Source organism: Priestia sp. 40 (assembly GCF_049368575.1).
Classification (GTDB): domain Bacteria; phylum Bacillota; class Bacilli; order Bacillales; family Bacillaceae_H; genus Priestia; species Priestia zanthoxyli.
Map to the genome: position 1 here is coordinate 230,692 of NZ_JBMPZA010000016.1, position 16,400 is coordinate 247,091.

Below are 16,400 nucleotides of genomic sequence, written 5' to 3' on the forward strand. Positions count from 1 at the left end.
ATAAAACAAGTTGGAATGCGAGGTGAATATAATTGACTTTAATTAATAGTGGAACATGCGTAGGAGTTCTATATCGAGCTAATGCCGGTGCCTCTTGCAGAAACGGGTACTGTGTTCATAATGGAAGATTAGTAGGGGGCGTCATAAGCTCAAATGCCGGTACCTTAACGGTTACAAGAAGCATCGATAACACAAAGTTACAGACTTATAACGGTATTCTACTTAGCCACCGAGCCGTAAACCGAACGACAGGGCAAGTCACGCAGCAATATTTGTATTTTAGAAAAAATCAATTGGAAAAAGTAGAAGTTACGCCTTATACGCAATATAGTGACCCTAGTTGTCAAAGAGAGAATCATTATAACATCCCTGATGTTATCTATCCCGGTGAATGTGTAGGAATCAGATACCGGGCAGGTGATGAATGGCATATAGGAAACGGGCGATATCTATATTGGACAGGCCAAGTGAATCACTGTATATTTAATGAACGTCCGCAAAGTACAAATAGACAATTTTTACGGCAGATTTGGTACGTACACTGGATACTTGACCCAAACAATGAGCGAAATATTATACCTCAAAAGACCTCCAGAGGACCTGGATCTCCAAGAGGTGAACGTAGAATTTATGCTTTTAAAAATGTAATTCCAGCTAACGGTGAGACCGTCCTTGTAAAAGCTGCTTCTCCTGTAAATTCTGCTTCTTGGCCTTTTCGTATTATCTATCAGTGAGAAAAATAGAGAATAATGCTTCGTTCAACTATAACTTCCAGCCTCCATCAAGTTTCTTTTCAACATTCCACAAATAATGTGAATGCCCATCCAAATATTACTGACTACCAGTTAAATGGGCATTTTCTTATGATTTTTCTGTTTTTTATTTGTACATATGGTTCGCTTTTTCTCTTTTTTGTAAAAAAATAGAGGCACTAATCCAAGAAGTAATTGGAATAATAATGGCTACACCAATACCTCCGCTTAAGATAGAAATGACTTCTGCACAAAAGGTTTTTGAATTGATAATATCTCCAAACGAATACGACAATCTCTTAAACCATATAATTAAAGTCAAATATCCCCCTACAAATGCAAAATACAGTGTATTGGTTGTGGTGCCTAAAATATCTCTTCCAATTTTCAGTCCTGAATTAAAGAGACTTTTTTTAGTTACGGACGGATCATGAACAAATAATTCATTCATAGAAGATGAAATAGATAGCGAAATATCAATAATCGCTCCTATGGCTCCCATAATAATTGTACAAATGGCTATTTTAGCAAAGTCAATTCCCACGTAAAGTGAAAAAGCGTTAATCTCTTCTTCTTGTTCTTCGCCGAACCCTTGAATCATGGCATGATGTTCAATGATAAAAATAAAGAGTACTAAAACGGCCAAGGTAATAATCGTTGAAACAAACGCAGCAAGCGTTTTATGATTGAATTTATTAATATAAAATAAATTAATGCAGCTAATGATTGTACAAGCAATTAACGTAACAATAATCGTGTTTTTTATAGACAACATAAAAAGAATGGTTAGAAAAATAACGCCAAAATTCAAGAACAGCGCAAGGAACGATCGGATTCCTTTTTTCCCTCCCACAATACTCATCAGAATAAATAAAATAAGAGCTAGCAACAGTAAAACGTTCACTTTCTGTTCCCCTTCCTAAAAATAAAAAGAATCGAAAGATAGAGTGTAATTGGAATCGTTAGCACAATGCCAATGCTTCCAGTAAGAGCACGAATTAGCTCTAACGAGAAATTCATCGAAAATGTGTATCCTAAAGGAGAACCGTTTTTTAAATAAAGAAGAACCATTGGAATTGTTCCGCTTAGATATGAAAAAAATAAAATATTCGTCATCGCTCCCATGATGTCTCCGCCAATTTCCTTGCCCGATTTCAGTAAGTCTTTGTGCGCGATCTCTTTATTCTTTTCATATAGTTCATAAACAGAAGAAGTAATCGTAATCGCTACATCCATGACAGCTCCTAAAGACCCTATTAGTACCTCACTCATAAATATTTTTTGAGGAGGAATGGTCACAAACTCCATTCCTTCATAATGAAGACCATTAGAATCTGTTAGCTGCATGACGATGTATGCAATTAACAGAGAAACAAACGTACCTATTAAAGTTGAAATAATTGCTACATGCGTTTTTTCTTGATTACCGCTTACTAATAATAAGGAAATAACCGTAAAAAGAACGACCGCAACAATACATACAGCTAGCAAGCTCACATTCCCTAGTGCTAAATATACATTGAGAGCCCCGATTAAAAGGACAATATTAATAAATAAGCTAATGATTGAATAAAAACCTTGTTTTTTTCCAATCGCCAGCAAAATCAGTATAAATAAGCCCGCGACAGCGGTAACCTGCGTGTCCCGCTTCACTCCTTCAATCGTTCCATTTAGAGCATGCTGTGAATTCTTTTCTAAGGAGACAAAAAGATCTGTTCCGACAGTATACTTTTGATCATAAGCACCTGAGTATGAGTACGTATTCTCTAAATGGATAAGCCTTCCTTTATATTTTCCGTTCATTATTTTAGCAACAATTTCCTGAGAATATACGGTATCTTTATTATGATTTAAATCAGCAGATTTGTTTTTTTCTACAACATTCGTCTTCACTACCTCAGCTATTGGTTTTTTATAAAGAGAATAATTGTGGTTTGTTACCATTAGCGCTATACACAAACAGCAAATTCCTAGTATATAGAGAAAGATTTGTTTCCGTGATGATTTATTGGACTTTACTTTCGAAAAAAGGTTCCTTATGTGCTGAGAATACAAAGTAGACATAAATACTTTCCTTTCTGGTTATCAATTGAACGCAGAGCTTTTCAACATGAAGAGACTGCAAAGAGATCTAAATTCCCTTTGCAGTCTCTTCATTCGTTTATTGTGAGTGCTATACGGCAAGACTACTGTAGGTATAAAAGACCCTCAAACCTACCGTTTTCCCTTCCGTACTGTACCAGATAAAAATGAAATTATAGTGAAAACATAGAGCGATTTATCTACTTCACTAGTTTTTTGTGACTATTTTATATAATCATAGGAATATAAAAACAAATAGAAAACTGCCTGCGCTATAATAAGTTGACTTTATAGCTACTAATTAGTTATAAAGCTCATGAAAAGCGACAAATAGTTGCTAAAAACAAGGAGGTTATTTCATGTTAACGAAAAAAACACTTGTCATGCTTTCTACTCTTACACTTGCAACAACATGCGTAGCATTCAGCACTTCAACTACTGAAGCAGCTGCTAAAGATACCTACTCAAAAAAAATTGAAGCTAAAGCAGAAACGAGACCTACGCTTCGTAAAGGTTCTCACTCTAGCTACGTAAGAGACTTACAGCAAAGCTTAAAAGATGTGAAGTATAACACATCAGTTGATGGAATTTTCGGTACGCAAACGCAAAATGTAGTAAAAGAATTTCAAAGCGATCACCGCTTGTCTCCAGATGGTATTGTTGGCCCCTTAACATGGGCAGCTTTAGATGAGAACAAGGTAGAAAGAAAGCAATTTCCTGTCAGCACGGCTATTACATTCGGTAAAAAAGAACTCGGTGACAACATTGTTTTCAGTACAGACGACCGCTTACGGAAAGATAACAACGATAAAGCTTACTATAGATTCGTAGCAAAAAATAAAGACTGGATGGATCAAGGGGGATCAGGTACCATAGGCTGGTATCATATTTACAAAAGTGGAGATGTGATTGAAGAATCCAATTAAATCTATTTGCAGATAACGGTTCGAAAAAAACCTTTATAATCACTCTTTTGAGTGATTTACTGCCCGCCTTACAGAATGCTAAAATTTAAAAGAATCATTCCGTAGGTACTTTACTTGAACAAGAACCGCTAGTTTACTCCCCACAGCTGTTCTTGTTATTTTTTTAGGTGAAAATACAAAAAGCAGCATGTGAACATTCCACGCGCTGCTTTTTGCAATTACATGACTACTCTGCGGGCCGAGGTCCTGCTTCACGCCCCGAGCTCTCTACCGTTAGTATTGGTCGAACGGTGACATCTTCATTTACACGAATTTGGCAAGATAAGCGCAAATGATCTTCAATCGAACTTTCTGAGTATGCATTTTTCTCTGCGTTTGTTAAATCACAATATTCACCTTCGAGCACTTCTACCCTGCAAGTTGTGCATTTGGCTTTTCCGCCGCACCGATGAAGAATATTTATACCATTGTCTTCAAGTGCCAAGACAAGCTTTTTTCCTTTTTCCACTTCAAAACTTCCGTGTCCTAAAACGGTTACTCTTGGCATGTATCTCCCTCTTTCCCTCTACTGTGTACAAGCGATTTAAATTACACTATATGCAGTTTCTTTTTATTGCATGCCTAGATCCAATTAAGAAGACCATCATTTTGTAATACGGCAACTAAAACGACAATCCCAAGTATAATAACAGGTATTAGTGCTTTTAAAATTTGATACTTAGATAGTTCTACGCGTTGAGGCTCCTTTAATGAGCGGCTTTGATTTAACTCAGTGTTGTTTTCACTTTCTTTGTGATCCATGTTCCTCTGCCTTTCTATTTTTTATAGTGCGGTTCATATCTACTTTTGCTGACATAACAAAAATAGACACAGAATGTCTTCATAAAAACCATCTTAACCTTTTTAAGAACATGCTATACTAACAATTCTATTTTAAAATACGCACCTATCTTAAATTTCAGACAAACAAATTCACCATGATCATAAAAAACACGAACTATTCATCCATTCATGATAAATAGTTCGTGTCTGACTTTACCTGCACTGCTTTTGTCTCGAGCTTTTTACTTTATATGTTGGTTTTTTGGAATTTTAATTTGTTTAATATCTCCTAGCACGTAAATATAAAAAATTAACCCTAGCAACAATACAATTCCCGCTACAATAAAGCTTAGATTAAAAGAACCAGTTTTATCCAAAAGATATCCCGTTAAAGCTGTAGCTATAATTCCACCAAACAAATTATTAGCTAAATTAACAATAGAACTGAGAAGAGAAATAGATCCTGCAGGCGCAATTTCAGCGGAAATAGACCAGCCGATTGGTGCCGTTGCAGATATACCTGCCAGTCCAATCGAAATACAAATCATCGCTACGACGACATTATCGGTGAAAATAGAGCCTAAAAACACAAACCCTAAGCATAACCCTACTACAATGATCGTACGATATACGTTTTGACTGTTATACCCTTTTTTTATAAGGTAATCAACAAGCCATCCGCCAACTAAAATGCCAGCAAATGTAGCAATTAGCCAAGGTACTGCCGTAAGCAGGCCCGATGACATGATATCCATACCGTATTTTTCTTTTAAAAAAGTTGGCAGCCACGTTAACAGTAAATTAAACGTATATCCATAGCCTGTAAACCCAATCATTAGCCCCCAAACTTTCCGATTCGTAAATAATACTTTTAAGGTATGTAAAAATTTTGATGTTTGCTCATCGTTTGCATTTAGATTATTTTCTTGAATATACTTCAACTCATCATCTGATATGCGTCTATGCTTTTCTGGCTTTTCGTAATAAAACCAAAACAGCAGCGTAAACAGCACGTTTATAATTCCAATGGATAAAAATGCTGTGCGCCAATCAAATTTGGTGATGAGAAATGCTACAAGAGGCGCGCCAAGTACATTTGAAAATTTGGCCGCTGAATCAAACAAAGAATTTGGTAAGCTTCTTTCATTTGGAGGAAACCATAGCGACGTAGCTTTTGATGCTGCCGGAAATGCAGAAGCACTCATTATTCCTATTAAAAACCGGACAATATAGAGAAGAAGTTTTCCTTGCAAAAAAGCCATCGACATCGTTAATAAACTCCAAATCACCATACCGACTCTTGTCACCCATGCTACTCCGAACCGATCAAGTAAGCTTCCGGCAGGTATTTGCATGATCGTATAAGAATACGTATAAATAGAAAAGACAATTCCGAGCTCTGTTCCCGTTAAGTGAAATGCATCTTGTATTGCAGGAGCGGCCACTGACACCGCTACACGATCAAAATAGTTTAAAATAATCATACTGCTTAACAAAGATGAAATGAACCATCGTGTGCGTCCTGTTCGCCTTACTGTATGTTCACTCATAGCTAGCTCCTTTCATCAGTAGTTTGTTCGTTTTATTACCGTAGCATTCTACTTAATACCGCAACTTCTTTTGAAAGAAACATGAGTTTTCTTCATACATCATGTCAGAAATTCATCATTATAAAACATAAAACAAGAAGCAAACAAAAAAAGCCTAAGAATACATCTATTCTTAGGCTTTTCTCGCTAACAGTCTATTTGGTTGAAAGTTCACTTTCGGTTACCCACTTATGATTTTTCACTTTCTCTCCGCCTGTAGTCGGCGTGTAGTCTACCATATATACCGTTGTTTTTTCGGCTGAATCAATCGTTGCTTTTGCCCCTTTCATACCTTTCATATGATCTGCTTCAAGCGTCACTTCGCTACCTGGCCTTAACTGTTCGTTACCCGCATCTTTTATTTCTTCTTGAATAACCCACTTATGATTTTTTACTTTTTTTCCGCCAGTCTTTGGCGTATACGAAACGGTATAGGCCGTAGTGGCGTAAGCACCAACAATTGTTGCTTCAGCCCCGTTCATGCCTTTCATATGATCTGCTTTTATAACGGCTTTATCTCCAACTTTATATGTTGGATTCTCAGCTTGCTTTAATCCTTTTGGAACCTCTCCTGAACTAGAGTGATTCATCTCTGAGTGATCGTGCATGGATTCGTTTTTGTCAGTTGAAGGCTTTTCATGACTAGAATCGTTTCCGCATCCGCTTAGTCCAATAATGACGGATGCACCAAGAATAAATAGCTGTTTTTTCATAACAGTCCCTCTTTTCCACATAATAAATTTTAAAATAAAAATCATTTAATCCTTAAAAACAACTTATCTTTGCCTACTCTTCTACTTTTCTTTATTGTAGCCAGACTTTGTGCAGATTTTGTGAAGATGAAGGTAATTGGGTACAAAAAATTCCTGTGCCTAAAAAAGGCCTTCGTATGAAACACTTACCACAAGGAAAAAGTATAAAAATAAAAGGAGGAAAGAAACATGCTAAAAATACGCTTTGCTCTATCCTCACTCTTACTTGCGTTTAGCTTGGTGATGGGAGCCCCCTTTGCTTCTGCACACTCCACGCTCTCATCTAGCGTACAAAAGATAGAAGTAACGTCCATTAAAATGAAAACGCTCAAAACATTTATCGATGAACAAGATATGAATGCATTCACCAATAGTATAAAAAAGGCACAGCATATGAACATTCTCTTAGATGAAGAATCTGCTGGGAGTATTGATTGCAAAATGACCATTACCTATGGAGATGGTTCTAGCCGTCATTATTTCATTTGGATTATGGATGATGGACGCGATGTGTTAATTGCTCATCAAAAGTATCCCGAGGACCTTCATCTTAAAGGGTATGAATTAAGCCAAAAAAATTCCTTGCACCTAACAAAGCTGCTAAAGAATATTCTTTAGCAGCTTTGCTTTTGGATCACTTTCACCGAGAGTGGCTCGATGACTCCAATATTTTTTAGTTTATATTGCCCACATAGCATATACTGCTATGACTGCGAGCACGTACAAAATAGCTGAGATGATCCACTTTTTCATATCTTATAGCCTCACTCTCTGCAATCGCAGTGCATTTAATACAACCAATACAGAACTAAAGGCCATCGCGGCTCCAGCGACCCAAGGAGCTAACAGCCCAACTGCTGCAATTGGAATACCAAGCGTGTTGTAGCCCATTGCCCAGAATAAATTTTGCTTAATATTAGAAATCGTTTTTCTACTCATTTCAATCGCATCTGCAATGCTCATCAAGTCTCCTCGCATCAGCGTAATATCAGCGGCTTCCATCGCTACATCCGTTCCTGTTCCGATGGCCATTCCAATATCAGCTAACGCAAGTGCAGGAGCATCGTTAATACCGTCTCCTACCATTGCGACTTTTTTACCTTGCTGCTGAAGCTTTTTCACTTCTTCTGCTTTTCCTTCTGGCAACACTTCTGCTATAACATGCTCAATACCCGCTTGCATCGCAATAGCCTGAGCTGTTTGACAATTATCACCTGTAATCATCATCACTTCTAAGCCCATTTCTTTTAACTTGGAAACTGCTTCTTTAGAAGTTGCTTTAATGGTATCTGCAACAGCAAGCATGCCGGCATATTTTCCGTCCAGAGCAACGAGCATGGCCGTTTTTCCTTCTCGTTCTAAATTTGTCATTTCTTCTAAGGCTGTATCAATATTCACTTTATACTGGTTCATAAGCTTTCTTGTTCCCACTAACAGCTCTCGCTCTTGTACAGTTGCTTTTACTCCATATCCTGGAATAGCTTCAAAAGATAATGGGTCTTGAATCTCTATACCTTTATTTTTTATACCTGCTACGAGTGCTTGAGCTAGAGGGTGCTCTGATAAACGCTCAGCCGATGCAACTAACTGTAATAGCTCATTTTCTTTGTATCCTTGTGCAATACGCACATCGGTTAACTCGGGGGTTCCATTTGTCACAGTTCCCGTTTTATCTAAAAGAATCGTATCGATTTTATGCGTTGCTTCTAAATGCTCGCCGCCTTTGAATAAAATACCAAATTCTGCTGCACGGCCCGACCCCGCCATAATGGAAGTTGGAGTAGCTAAGCCTAACGCGCATGGACATGCAATCACTAGTACAGCAATAAGTTTCTCTAAAGCCGGCGCAAATTCGCCAGGCGCAATCCAAATATACCAAACAAAGAAAGTAAGAAGAGCAATTCCGACTACAATTGGCACGAATATACCCGAAATATAGTCAGCTAATCGCTGAATAGGCGCTTTAGACCCTTGCGCTTCTTCTACTACTTTAATAATTTGCGCAAGCGCCGTCTCTTTTCCAATGTTCGTAGCTTTTATTTTTAGAAAACCATTTTTATTGAGTGTAGCTCCGATTACTTTATCTCCAATGTTTTTATCTACCGGTACGCTTTCACCTGTCAGCATAGACTCATCTAAAGCTGATTGCCCTTCAATAATCTCTCCGTCTACTGGTACTTTTTCACCAGGTTTAATAAAAATAACTTCGCCTTTTTGCACTTCTTCCACTGGTATTTCAACTTCCGCTCCGTCTCTTACTACAACGGCCGTTTTAGCTTGTAAGCCCATCATTTTTTTTATCGCTTCTGAAGAACGGCCTTTGGCATTTGCTTCAAACAATTTCCCTAAAAGAATCAGCGTAATTAATATAGCGCTCGTTTCATAATAAAGCTGAGCTGTATGAGTAGATGACCCAAGCGATTTAAGAGAAGAGTATAAACTGTAGAAATAAGCTGCGCTTGTGCCTAGTGCTACTAAAACATCCATGTTGGCGCTTTTGTTACGCAGAGCTTTAAATGCGCCTACATAAAATTGCTTCCCTACCACGAACTGAACAGGCGTAGCTAAAGCGAGCTGAACCCATGGATTCATCAGCATATGAGGCAAAGGAATAAACGATGTAAACGTAAAATGGCTAACCATTGCCCATAATAGCGGTACGCTTAAAATCAACGAAAACCAAAACTTCCCTTTTTGTTTACTGAGTTCTTTTTCTCTGTAGCTTTGCTCTTCTTCTTTTTCTTCTGACTTTAGCTTTGCTCCGTATCCAAGTTTTTCAACTCGCTGCGTTATATCTTGCGGAGCTATTTGAGAAGGGCTGTATTCAACAGAAGCCGTTTCTAAAGCAAGGTTAACGCTTGCCTTTGTCACGCCTTCTAATTTGTTTAACCCTTTTTCAATCCGAGTCGAACAAGCGGCGCACGTCATGCCCGTAATAGCAAATTCGGCTTTTTCACTTACAACTCCATACCCAAGCTTTTCGATTTTTTCTTCAAAGGCCTGTGGACTTGTTTTAGACGGATCGAATATGATAGTAGATCTTTCCAAAGCCAAATTCACGTTTGCTTCTTTTACACCTTCTATTTTTTTTAATCCTTTTTCAATTCGGTTAGAGCACGCTGCACATGTCATACCTGTAATTTGCAAGGTGGCTTCTTTTTGTTTATCACCCATCACGTTTCGCCTCCCGTTATATACCTATAAGGGGTATATATTTTTCCTAAATCAAGCGTGCGAAGGTATTCGCACGCGATGCTGTTTATGCTACGTCATAACCTTGGTCATCAATAGCCTCTTTAATATCTTCGACCGTTACTTGACTTGGATCAAATGCAACCGTTACTTTTGCATCTTCTAAGCTTACTTCTACGCTTTTAACGCCATTAAGTTCCCCTACGCCGCCTTCAACAGCTTTGACACAATGACCGCAAGACATTCCTTTTACTGATAATGTTACGTTTTCCATTTCTAGCATCTCCTTTATTTCATTAATCGTTTAATGGTTGTTAATAATTCATCCACTACTTCTTCATCACCAGCTTGCACACGTTCTACAATGCAATGCTTCAAGTGACCTTCAAGCAAAATTTTACTTACACTATTTAAAGCAGACTGCGCAGCTGCGATTTGAGTAATCACGTCGTCACAATACGTATCTTTTTCAATTAATCCTTTAATTCCTCGAATTTGTCCTTCAATTCGATTTAATCGGCTTGTTAGATTTTTTTTCACTTCTGGAGAATGGTGACTTTTTCTTTCACTATTTATCGTACAACATTTTTCTTCACTATTCATGTGATTCGCTTCGACCATCTAACATCCTCCCTTCATAACTTCATCATACTATACCCCCCTACCCTATGTAAAGAGAAAAGCTCGCTTCTGCTTACTTTATCTTTTCACCAATTTCGATAGCTATGCTTATATCATTTTCAACTAACATCAACCCACTTATAGCCTATTCCCCATACGGTTTGCAGGTATTCGTCTACAGGAAAACCCGCTTTTCTAAGCTTATCCCGAACATTTCGTACATGGGAGTCAATAGTACGATCTCCAATCTCCGCCTCATATCCCCACACTAACACAAGCAAGTCGTCCCGGCTGAACACACGATTTAAATGCTGAAGAAGTAACCCCACCAATTCAAACTCTTTAGGCGTCACTTGAATGTGCTGATTTTTATATTGTAATACGTGGTCTTCCTTGCTCCATACTAACCCTTTGTAGGTGACTTCATGTTTTTCTTTTAACGAACGTCTAAGAACCGCGCTGATGCGTGCAACCAATTCTTCTTCGCTAAACGGTTTAGTAATATAGTCGTCTGCCCCTATATTTAATCCCTTTACTATATCTAACGTTTGGCTGCGGGCTGTGAGCATAATGACCGGTAGATCAGACATCTTCCTTACTTTTTGACAAATCTCCCACCCATCTTTGCTTGGCATCATAATATCTAATAACATCAAATCTGCTTTGTTACCTTCATCAAGATAGCGCAGCGCTTCAGTTCCCTTTTCAAACTTTATACAGGTGAATCCGTTTGGCAGCAGATAAAGTTCTAGTAAATCCAGCATCCTTGCTTCATCATCGACTAATAAAATCGTTGTCATCCTATCCATCCTCTCTTAATACAATCTCTACAGTCGTTCCTTTTCCCGTCTCGCTTGTGATGGTTATTTCTCCTCCATGAGCTTCTACAATCTCCTTTACAATTGATAAGCCTAATCCGTAACCTCCGCTTTTTCTCGAGCGAGATTTTTCCACTCGATACAGCTTGTCAAATACGTAAGGCAGATCTTTTTCTGGAATGCCTATTCCTTGATCTTTAAGAGTTATTGTCAATGATTCAGCTGATTTTTTTACCATTAAATCGATTTTAGTCCCTTCTTTTGAATATTTCATTGCGTTATCAAGTAAATTGATAATCACTTGCTGAAATCTTTCAGGATCTAGTGAAATATAAAGACCTTGAGAGCAGCTTATGTCCAGCTCCATCTCTTTTTCTTTTAAAGCTAAATGAAAATGCGCGCATATGGTGTGCAAATACGTAGCCAGTTCTACTTTTTGTTTTTGAATAAAAAATGTATGCTGATCCAGCTGCGCCAGCTGAAACAAATCTTTGACTAGCTGTGAAATTCTTCCCGCTTCTTCTTCCACAATAGCAAGATATTTATCCCTTTCTTCCGGTGTATTAGAAGGCCTTCTTGCTACGTCTGCATAGCCCTTTAAATACATCAAAGGAGTTTGAAGTTCATGTGAAATGCTGCTTAAAAATTCATTTCTCTCTTTTCGTAACCGCTGCAGCTCATTCGCTAGCGACTGAATGGACATTCCTAATTGGCCAAGTTCATCCCTTGAATGAGCACCCAGCTTTACAGACAAGTCTCCTTGACTCAGCTTCTCTGTTGCTTTTTTCATCTTGATTAAAGGAGCGGTTATAAATTTAGACAGAGCAAAAATAGTCACAATCGAAAATAAAATGGAAACAGCTCCCGCTACGTAAAAATGATGCTGTAGTCTCGCAATCATTTCGTGAATATCATTTGTGTTTTTGAACATATAAACCGTCCCAAACTGCTGACGGCCTTTTTTAATAGGTGATGCTGTGGCGATATAAGGTTTGCTTTTCCAGTCGCCTTGCATAATTTCACCTTTGTATGTAAGAGACTTTCCTTTCCATTTCTCTACTGCTTTTCTTGCACCTTGAATTAAAGGCCTAGATGAACTGATAATTTCCCCTGTTTTATCCGTTATGACAACATCAGTTTCTGCTTCAGATTCCATCAGTGCAACATGGTTAAGCGTAGCCGAATCATGATGCTTCTCTAATACTTCCCGGTGACTGTTTCCTCTTAAACGCAAACTTTCTAATTCCTCTGAAATTCGTGTATTGGCAAGACCGCTATATAAGTAAAAAAAGAGAGCGGCTTCAATTAGTAAAATGAACATTAAAAACAAGAGTCCAAGCTTAATAGAAATTCGATTCATTTATTCACATCCCTTGCTTTCATTATAGAAGTAATAATTGAAGAAACTGTGTAGAATAAAGTATACATGATTAAATAACATTATTCTCTGACAGTTTACCATACCAATAAAAAAATCCGAACGAGTTGGATTCTTCATCAAGAATCTCGATTCATCGTTCGGATTTTTCTTTAACTAAACTACTTTTACCTCAGCCTCTTTTTATTTAACAATAATAACAGGACATTCTGCGGATTGAGCAACTTCGTGACTTACACTTCCTAAAAAGGTCTCTTTCACAAAGCCCTTTCCTCGGCTTCCTATTACAATGACGTCTTGTTGATTGTCACGTGCGTATTCGATAATTTTCTTTGAAGCGGTGCCTTCTAAACCGTATGCCTCATATGGAATACCTGATTGAGTTAAATGATTGTGAGCTTCAGATAAAATATCGCGGTTTTCTTCTTCTATCAGTGCATCTAAGTCAACGCTAAAAACAGGCTGCTGCAAGTGAATTCTTTCCTTAATATGTACAATTGTCAGCTTATTGGCATTTACGCTTTTAGCTAGTTTACTTGCATGTTGAAGAGCGCGAATAGAAGGTGCGGAACCGTCAAAGGCGACTAAGATTTTGTTATACATATAAAGAACCCTCTCTCTTTTTGTTCTTTCGTGATGTATTACCATCTAGATGCTGTAGATGATAAAGCAAAAAATGATAAAGTAAGAGACTTCTTCATTTTTACTTTATCATCCATACTATACTTTTACCGCTTTCAGAAAAAACAAAACATTTATCCATTTTTCCCCATATAAAAAGCCTTTGCTCACTAAAAGCAAAGGCTGATTGTTTATGTTAGTAGGTTATTTAACAAACTTCTTTTAACTCTTCAGTTAAACGTAAAAAAGTTTCTTTATCTCTTTTTTCTAAAGACTGATCAATTTGCAGTAAAAGCTGTGCTTTTTTAAAGTCACGAAGAGATTTGTTTAGCACTAGTTGAGCTGCTGTCGCGTCTGATACTTTTACTTCTTCTCGTGTCATTTTGCGGGACGTATAGTTTTCCATTACAAGTCAACTCCTCATCCTTTTCGCTATTATATAAGAAATCATATAATTATTCAAATATTTTTTCTTATTTTTCATTTTAAATTTGACCCCCAAGAACCGAGATTAAGACATAACGAAATCAATTCAATCTAAAGACAAACAAATGGGATACATGAGCTGAACCGCTTGTGACACCGCTGTTGATTTCCGTGCAAGGCTTCGCTTTCCGCGGGCGACCGGTGAGCCCGCAGGAGTCTTCGCCTTGCCCTCCAATCAACCGCTAGAAGCACCTACACACATAAATGAAACCTACGTTCATCACAATAACAAAAAAATCCGAACGAGTTGGATCCTTTATCAAGAATCTCGATTCATCGTTCGGATTTTCTTTCCACTAAAATAATTTTGTCTCAGCCTCTTGTTATCACAACCACTCTGGGCGTGAAGAACCTCGAGGAACGAGAACCGTCTTATATTCCCCTGGAGTTTCCGACATTTCGATTTGTTCTGTAAGCCCTTGGTACAATCCTAAAGGTGTTTGGGCTGTAAAGAGATCCGGTGCAATGTACTCATGCTTCTCTGACGAACCAGCTGTTTGATGAGCGTATGTTTTGTCATAGATGCCCATTGATAAGATCCATAAAGATACGCGATCTAATGATACACGCACGCGGTAGCTGCCTCCTTCTTTTGCTCTTCTTTCCAATGCCATTAAAGCACCAACTTCAAGTAACCAAGAAACCGCATAATCATTGACAACTACAATAGGAGGCAGCTTAGGATTTTCTGGCGATCCTTCTAACGCCATGACTCCCGTTACACTTCCCGCTGTCTGGTCAAATCCATTTCTTTTCGCCCAGTCTCCTTGCGTCCCATGCAGGTTAACGGTGCAGTGGATGATGCCTGGTTTTAGTTCTGCACACTCTTCAGCTGTTAGACCGTATCTCTCTAGAAATCCGTAGCGACGGTTCGCAAAAAAGATATCGGCTTCTTTTAGAAGATCAACCATTTTTTCTTTTCCTTCTTTTTCACCGATATCCAGCGTTGAAGAGCGCATACCGACATTAGACGTAGCGTAAATCGTATCATGCTCCCAATCCGTTGGCTTCCAAATATTTAAGACGTCCGCACCATGTAAAGCGAGAGCTCTACCAAATCCGGCTCCTGCAATAACATGCCCAAGACCTAATGCTCGAATACCGTCTAGCGGCGTTTTAGGATTCTTGGAAAAAGGAATTGGCTCACTTTCTCCAATCTTTTCAATTTCAATTAAAGGAAGCTGCGCTACTTCTTCATACACGGACTCATTCATAAACTCTTCAATTGTCCGCACAACAGGCATGATAACTCCTCGCTCCGCTGCAGATTTTTCTAATTCTTCTGAATTCCATCCGCGAATTGCTTTTGCCACTGCATCAGGGTCTTCTATACAATTTAACAGCTTTAGCGTTTCATGCTTAGAGCGTGGATACGGATTCAGCGGCATTACCCATTTGTCGTCTTTTGTTTGATAAAAGCGAAAGCCTAATGGATTATAAGGATCATTTGCTTTACTCGGGGCATACCCATTAAGCTTTTCCCATTTTTTATCGTAAAAAGGTGATAATCTTCGGATAGCTTTTCGTAAATCCATATGAATATCTTGACCTTTTCCTCCGCGTATTCTCCAAATTTTTGAGACAGCTACTGACTTAGCAACTAGTGCAATAGCTGCTGCTGAAGCAAGGCGCAGCGTACTAGGAACAATCGGATCTTCTCCGTAAAATGTAATGCTTCCTCCGCTGTCTTTTGCTGATAAGCCGACTCCTTGAAGCACATTTTCCAGCTCATGATAGATATCAAAATCACGATTATCCATTAAACGATTTTCATTTGCTTTCACAATAGATTTTGTTAGCTGATCTTTCGTAATGTTGCTCACGTATAGTCCCTTCTTTCCTAATATAATTACCTCATTATGTCCCTGCTTGCTGAAGTTATGCCCTCATCGAGTTAAATCAAAATACTTTAATGTAACCTTTACGTTAACGTTAATATTATCTTAAAACGAATGTATCATATATCTCTTATACGAACAAATAATTTGTTTCACAGACAAACAAAAGCGCTTTATGTTTTTGTACATAAAACGCTTTTTTCCTATTTCATATTTTCTTTTTTGAACTACTTTTCAATCGGTTTTTTTAATGCGTGTAAATTTTCTTCTGCAGAAAGCATGACTTGGTTCATAATATCTTCCGCATCTTTAATTGCTTGGTTATAAAAGTGAGGACCGATATGTTCTTTAATAAACTCTAATACATTTTCCGCTGCAAATTCACTTATTTCTTCATCTCGTTCGTTATAAAAAAACGTTTGAATTTCATTCAGCATTTTATCTTTGTCTTCTTTTGAAAAATTAATAAACATAAACAAAACTCCTCTTTACATTGATATCTGTCTACCTGACATCATAGCAA

General features: G+C 38.0%; 19 protein-coding genes. 3 read left to right on the forward strand and 16 right to left on the reverse strand.

Annotated elements, in window-relative coordinates; all coding sequences use genetic code 11:
* Positions 1-32: 32 nt before the first annotated feature.
* Positions 33-734: a hypothetical protein gene (locus ACO1DI_RS19610; protein WP_014460505.1), complete on the forward strand. Its 702-nt coding sequence runs from the start codon at positions 33-35 to the stop codon at positions 732-734.
* 145 nt (positions 735-879) lie between these two features.
* Here the strand turns inward: ACO1DI_RS19610 and ACO1DI_RS19615 are convergent, their stop codons facing one another.
* The gene (locus tag ACO1DI_RS19615; protein WP_014460506.1) at positions 880-1,656 is read right to left on the reverse strand and encodes a YibE/F family protein; all 777 of its coding nucleotides are present in this window, start codon (positions 1,654-1,656) and stop codon (positions 880-882) included.
* On the reverse strand, positions 1,653-2,645 hold the full coding sequence (locus tag ACO1DI_RS19620) for a YibE/F family protein (RefSeq protein WP_140451015.1): 993 nt from the start codon (positions 2,643-2,645) through the stop codon (positions 1,653-1,655). The genes ACO1DI_RS19615 and ACO1DI_RS19620 overlap by 4 nt, the downstream gene beginning before the upstream one ends.
* Positions 2,646-3,193: 548 nt before the next feature.
* Between ACO1DI_RS19620 and ACO1DI_RS19625 the strand changes: the two genes are divergently transcribed.
* A complete protein-coding gene (locus ACO1DI_RS19625; protein WP_014460508.1) occupies positions 3,194-3,760 on the forward strand; it encodes a peptidoglycan-binding domain-containing protein in 567 nt (188 codons plus the stop codon).
* A gap of 226 nt (positions 3,761-3,986) precedes the next feature.
* Here ACO1DI_RS19625 and ACO1DI_RS19630 read toward each other — a convergent pair whose 3' ends face one another.
* From ACO1DI_RS19630 to ACO1DI_RS19645, 4 genes are all read right to left on the reverse strand, one after another.
* Positions 3,987-4,307 carry a 2Fe-2S iron-sulfur cluster-binding protein gene (locus ACO1DI_RS19630; protein WP_014460509.1) on the reverse strand — a complete coding sequence of 107 codons (321 nt, stop codon included), beginning with the start codon at positions 4,305-4,307 and terminating at the stop codon, positions 3,987-3,989.
* A 74-nt stretch (positions 4,308-4,381) separates the two neighbouring features.
* Complete coding sequence (locus ACO1DI_RS19635; protein ID WP_014460510.1) at positions 4,382-4,561, reverse strand: hypothetical protein; 180 nt, start codon at positions 4,559-4,561, stop codon at positions 4,382-4,384.
* Positions 4,562-4,824: 263 nt separating this feature from the next.
* Positions 4,825-6,132, reverse strand: coding sequence for an MFS transporter (locus ACO1DI_RS19640; RefSeq protein ID WP_243549164.1), 1,308 nt, complete (start codon positions 6,130-6,132; stop codon positions 4,825-4,827).
* A gap of 194 nt (positions 6,133-6,326) precedes the next feature.
* The gene (locus tag ACO1DI_RS19645) at positions 6,327-6,884 is read right to left on the reverse strand and encodes a YdhK family protein (protein WP_014460512.1); all 558 of its coding nucleotides are present in this window, start codon (positions 6,882-6,884) and stop codon (positions 6,327-6,329) included.
* Between the two features lie 228 nt (positions 6,885-7,112).
* Between ACO1DI_RS19645 and ACO1DI_RS19650 the strand changes: the two genes are divergently transcribed.
* Positions 7,113-7,541: a hypothetical protein gene (locus ACO1DI_RS19650; protein ID WP_155010201.1), complete on the forward strand. Its 429-nt coding sequence runs from the start codon at positions 7,113-7,115 to the stop codon at positions 7,539-7,541.
* Positions 7,542-7,679: 138 nt separating this feature from the next.
* Here the strand turns inward: ACO1DI_RS19650 and ACO1DI_RS19655 are convergent, their stop codons facing one another.
* From ACO1DI_RS19655 to ACO1DI_RS19700, 10 genes are all read right to left on the reverse strand, one after another.
* Positions 7,680-10,097 (reverse strand): heavy metal translocating P-type ATPase, encoded by a 2,418-nt coding sequence (locus ACO1DI_RS19655; protein WP_423145559.1) that lies wholly within the window; start codon positions 10,095-10,097, stop codon positions 7,680-7,682.
* An 85-nt stretch (positions 10,098-10,182) separates the two neighbouring features.
* Positions 10,183-10,389 carry a copper chaperone CopZ gene (gene copZ / locus ACO1DI_RS19660; RefSeq protein WP_013056613.1) on the reverse strand — a complete coding sequence of 69 codons (207 nt, stop codon included), beginning with the start codon at positions 10,387-10,389 and terminating at the stop codon, positions 10,183-10,185.
* 14 nt (positions 10,390-10,403) lie between these two features.
* Positions 10,404-10,736, reverse strand: coding sequence for a metal-sensitive transcriptional regulator (locus tag ACO1DI_RS19665; protein WP_014460516.1), 333 nt, complete (start codon positions 10,734-10,736; stop codon positions 10,404-10,406).
* A 119-nt stretch (positions 10,737-10,855) separates the two neighbouring features.
* Complete coding sequence (locus ACO1DI_RS19670) at positions 10,856-11,536, reverse strand: response regulator transcription factor (RefSeq protein WP_243549162.1); 681 nt, start codon at positions 11,534-11,536, stop codon at positions 10,856-10,858.
* A gap of 1 nt (position 11,537) precedes the next feature.
* Positions 11,538-12,914, reverse strand: coding sequence for a sensor histidine kinase (locus ACO1DI_RS19675; RefSeq protein ID WP_140450732.1), 1,377 nt, complete (start codon positions 12,912-12,914; stop codon positions 11,538-11,540).
* Positions 12,915-13,115: 201 nt separating this feature from the next.
* Positions 13,116-13,535, reverse strand: a complete 420-nt coding sequence (locus ACO1DI_RS19680) for a universal stress protein (protein WP_014460519.1) — start codon at positions 13,533-13,535, stop codon at positions 13,116-13,118.
* 226 nt (positions 13,536-13,761) lie between these two features.
* A complete protein-coding gene (locus ACO1DI_RS19685) occupies positions 13,762-13,959 on the reverse strand; it encodes an IDEAL domain-containing protein (RefSeq protein ID WP_013082792.1) in 198 nt (65 codons plus the stop codon).
* A gap of 121 nt (positions 13,960-14,080) precedes the next feature.
* Positions 14,081-14,218 carry a hypothetical protein gene (locus ACO1DI_RS19690; protein ID WP_182420746.1) on the reverse strand — a complete coding sequence of 46 codons (138 nt, stop codon included), beginning with the start codon at positions 14,216-14,218 and terminating at the stop codon, positions 14,081-14,083.
* Between the two features lie 147 nt (positions 14,219-14,365).
* The gene (locus ACO1DI_RS19695) at positions 14,366-15,862 is read right to left on the reverse strand and encodes a CoA transferase (protein ID WP_226701182.1); all 1,497 of its coding nucleotides are present in this window, start codon (positions 15,860-15,862) and stop codon (positions 14,366-14,368) included.
* Between the two features lie 242 nt (positions 15,863-16,104).
* Positions 16,105-16,350, reverse strand: a complete 246-nt coding sequence (locus tag ACO1DI_RS19700; RefSeq protein ID WP_013082790.1) for a DUF2164 domain-containing protein — start codon at positions 16,348-16,350, stop codon at positions 16,105-16,107.
* Between the last annotated feature and the right edge of the window lie 50 nt (positions 16,351-16,400).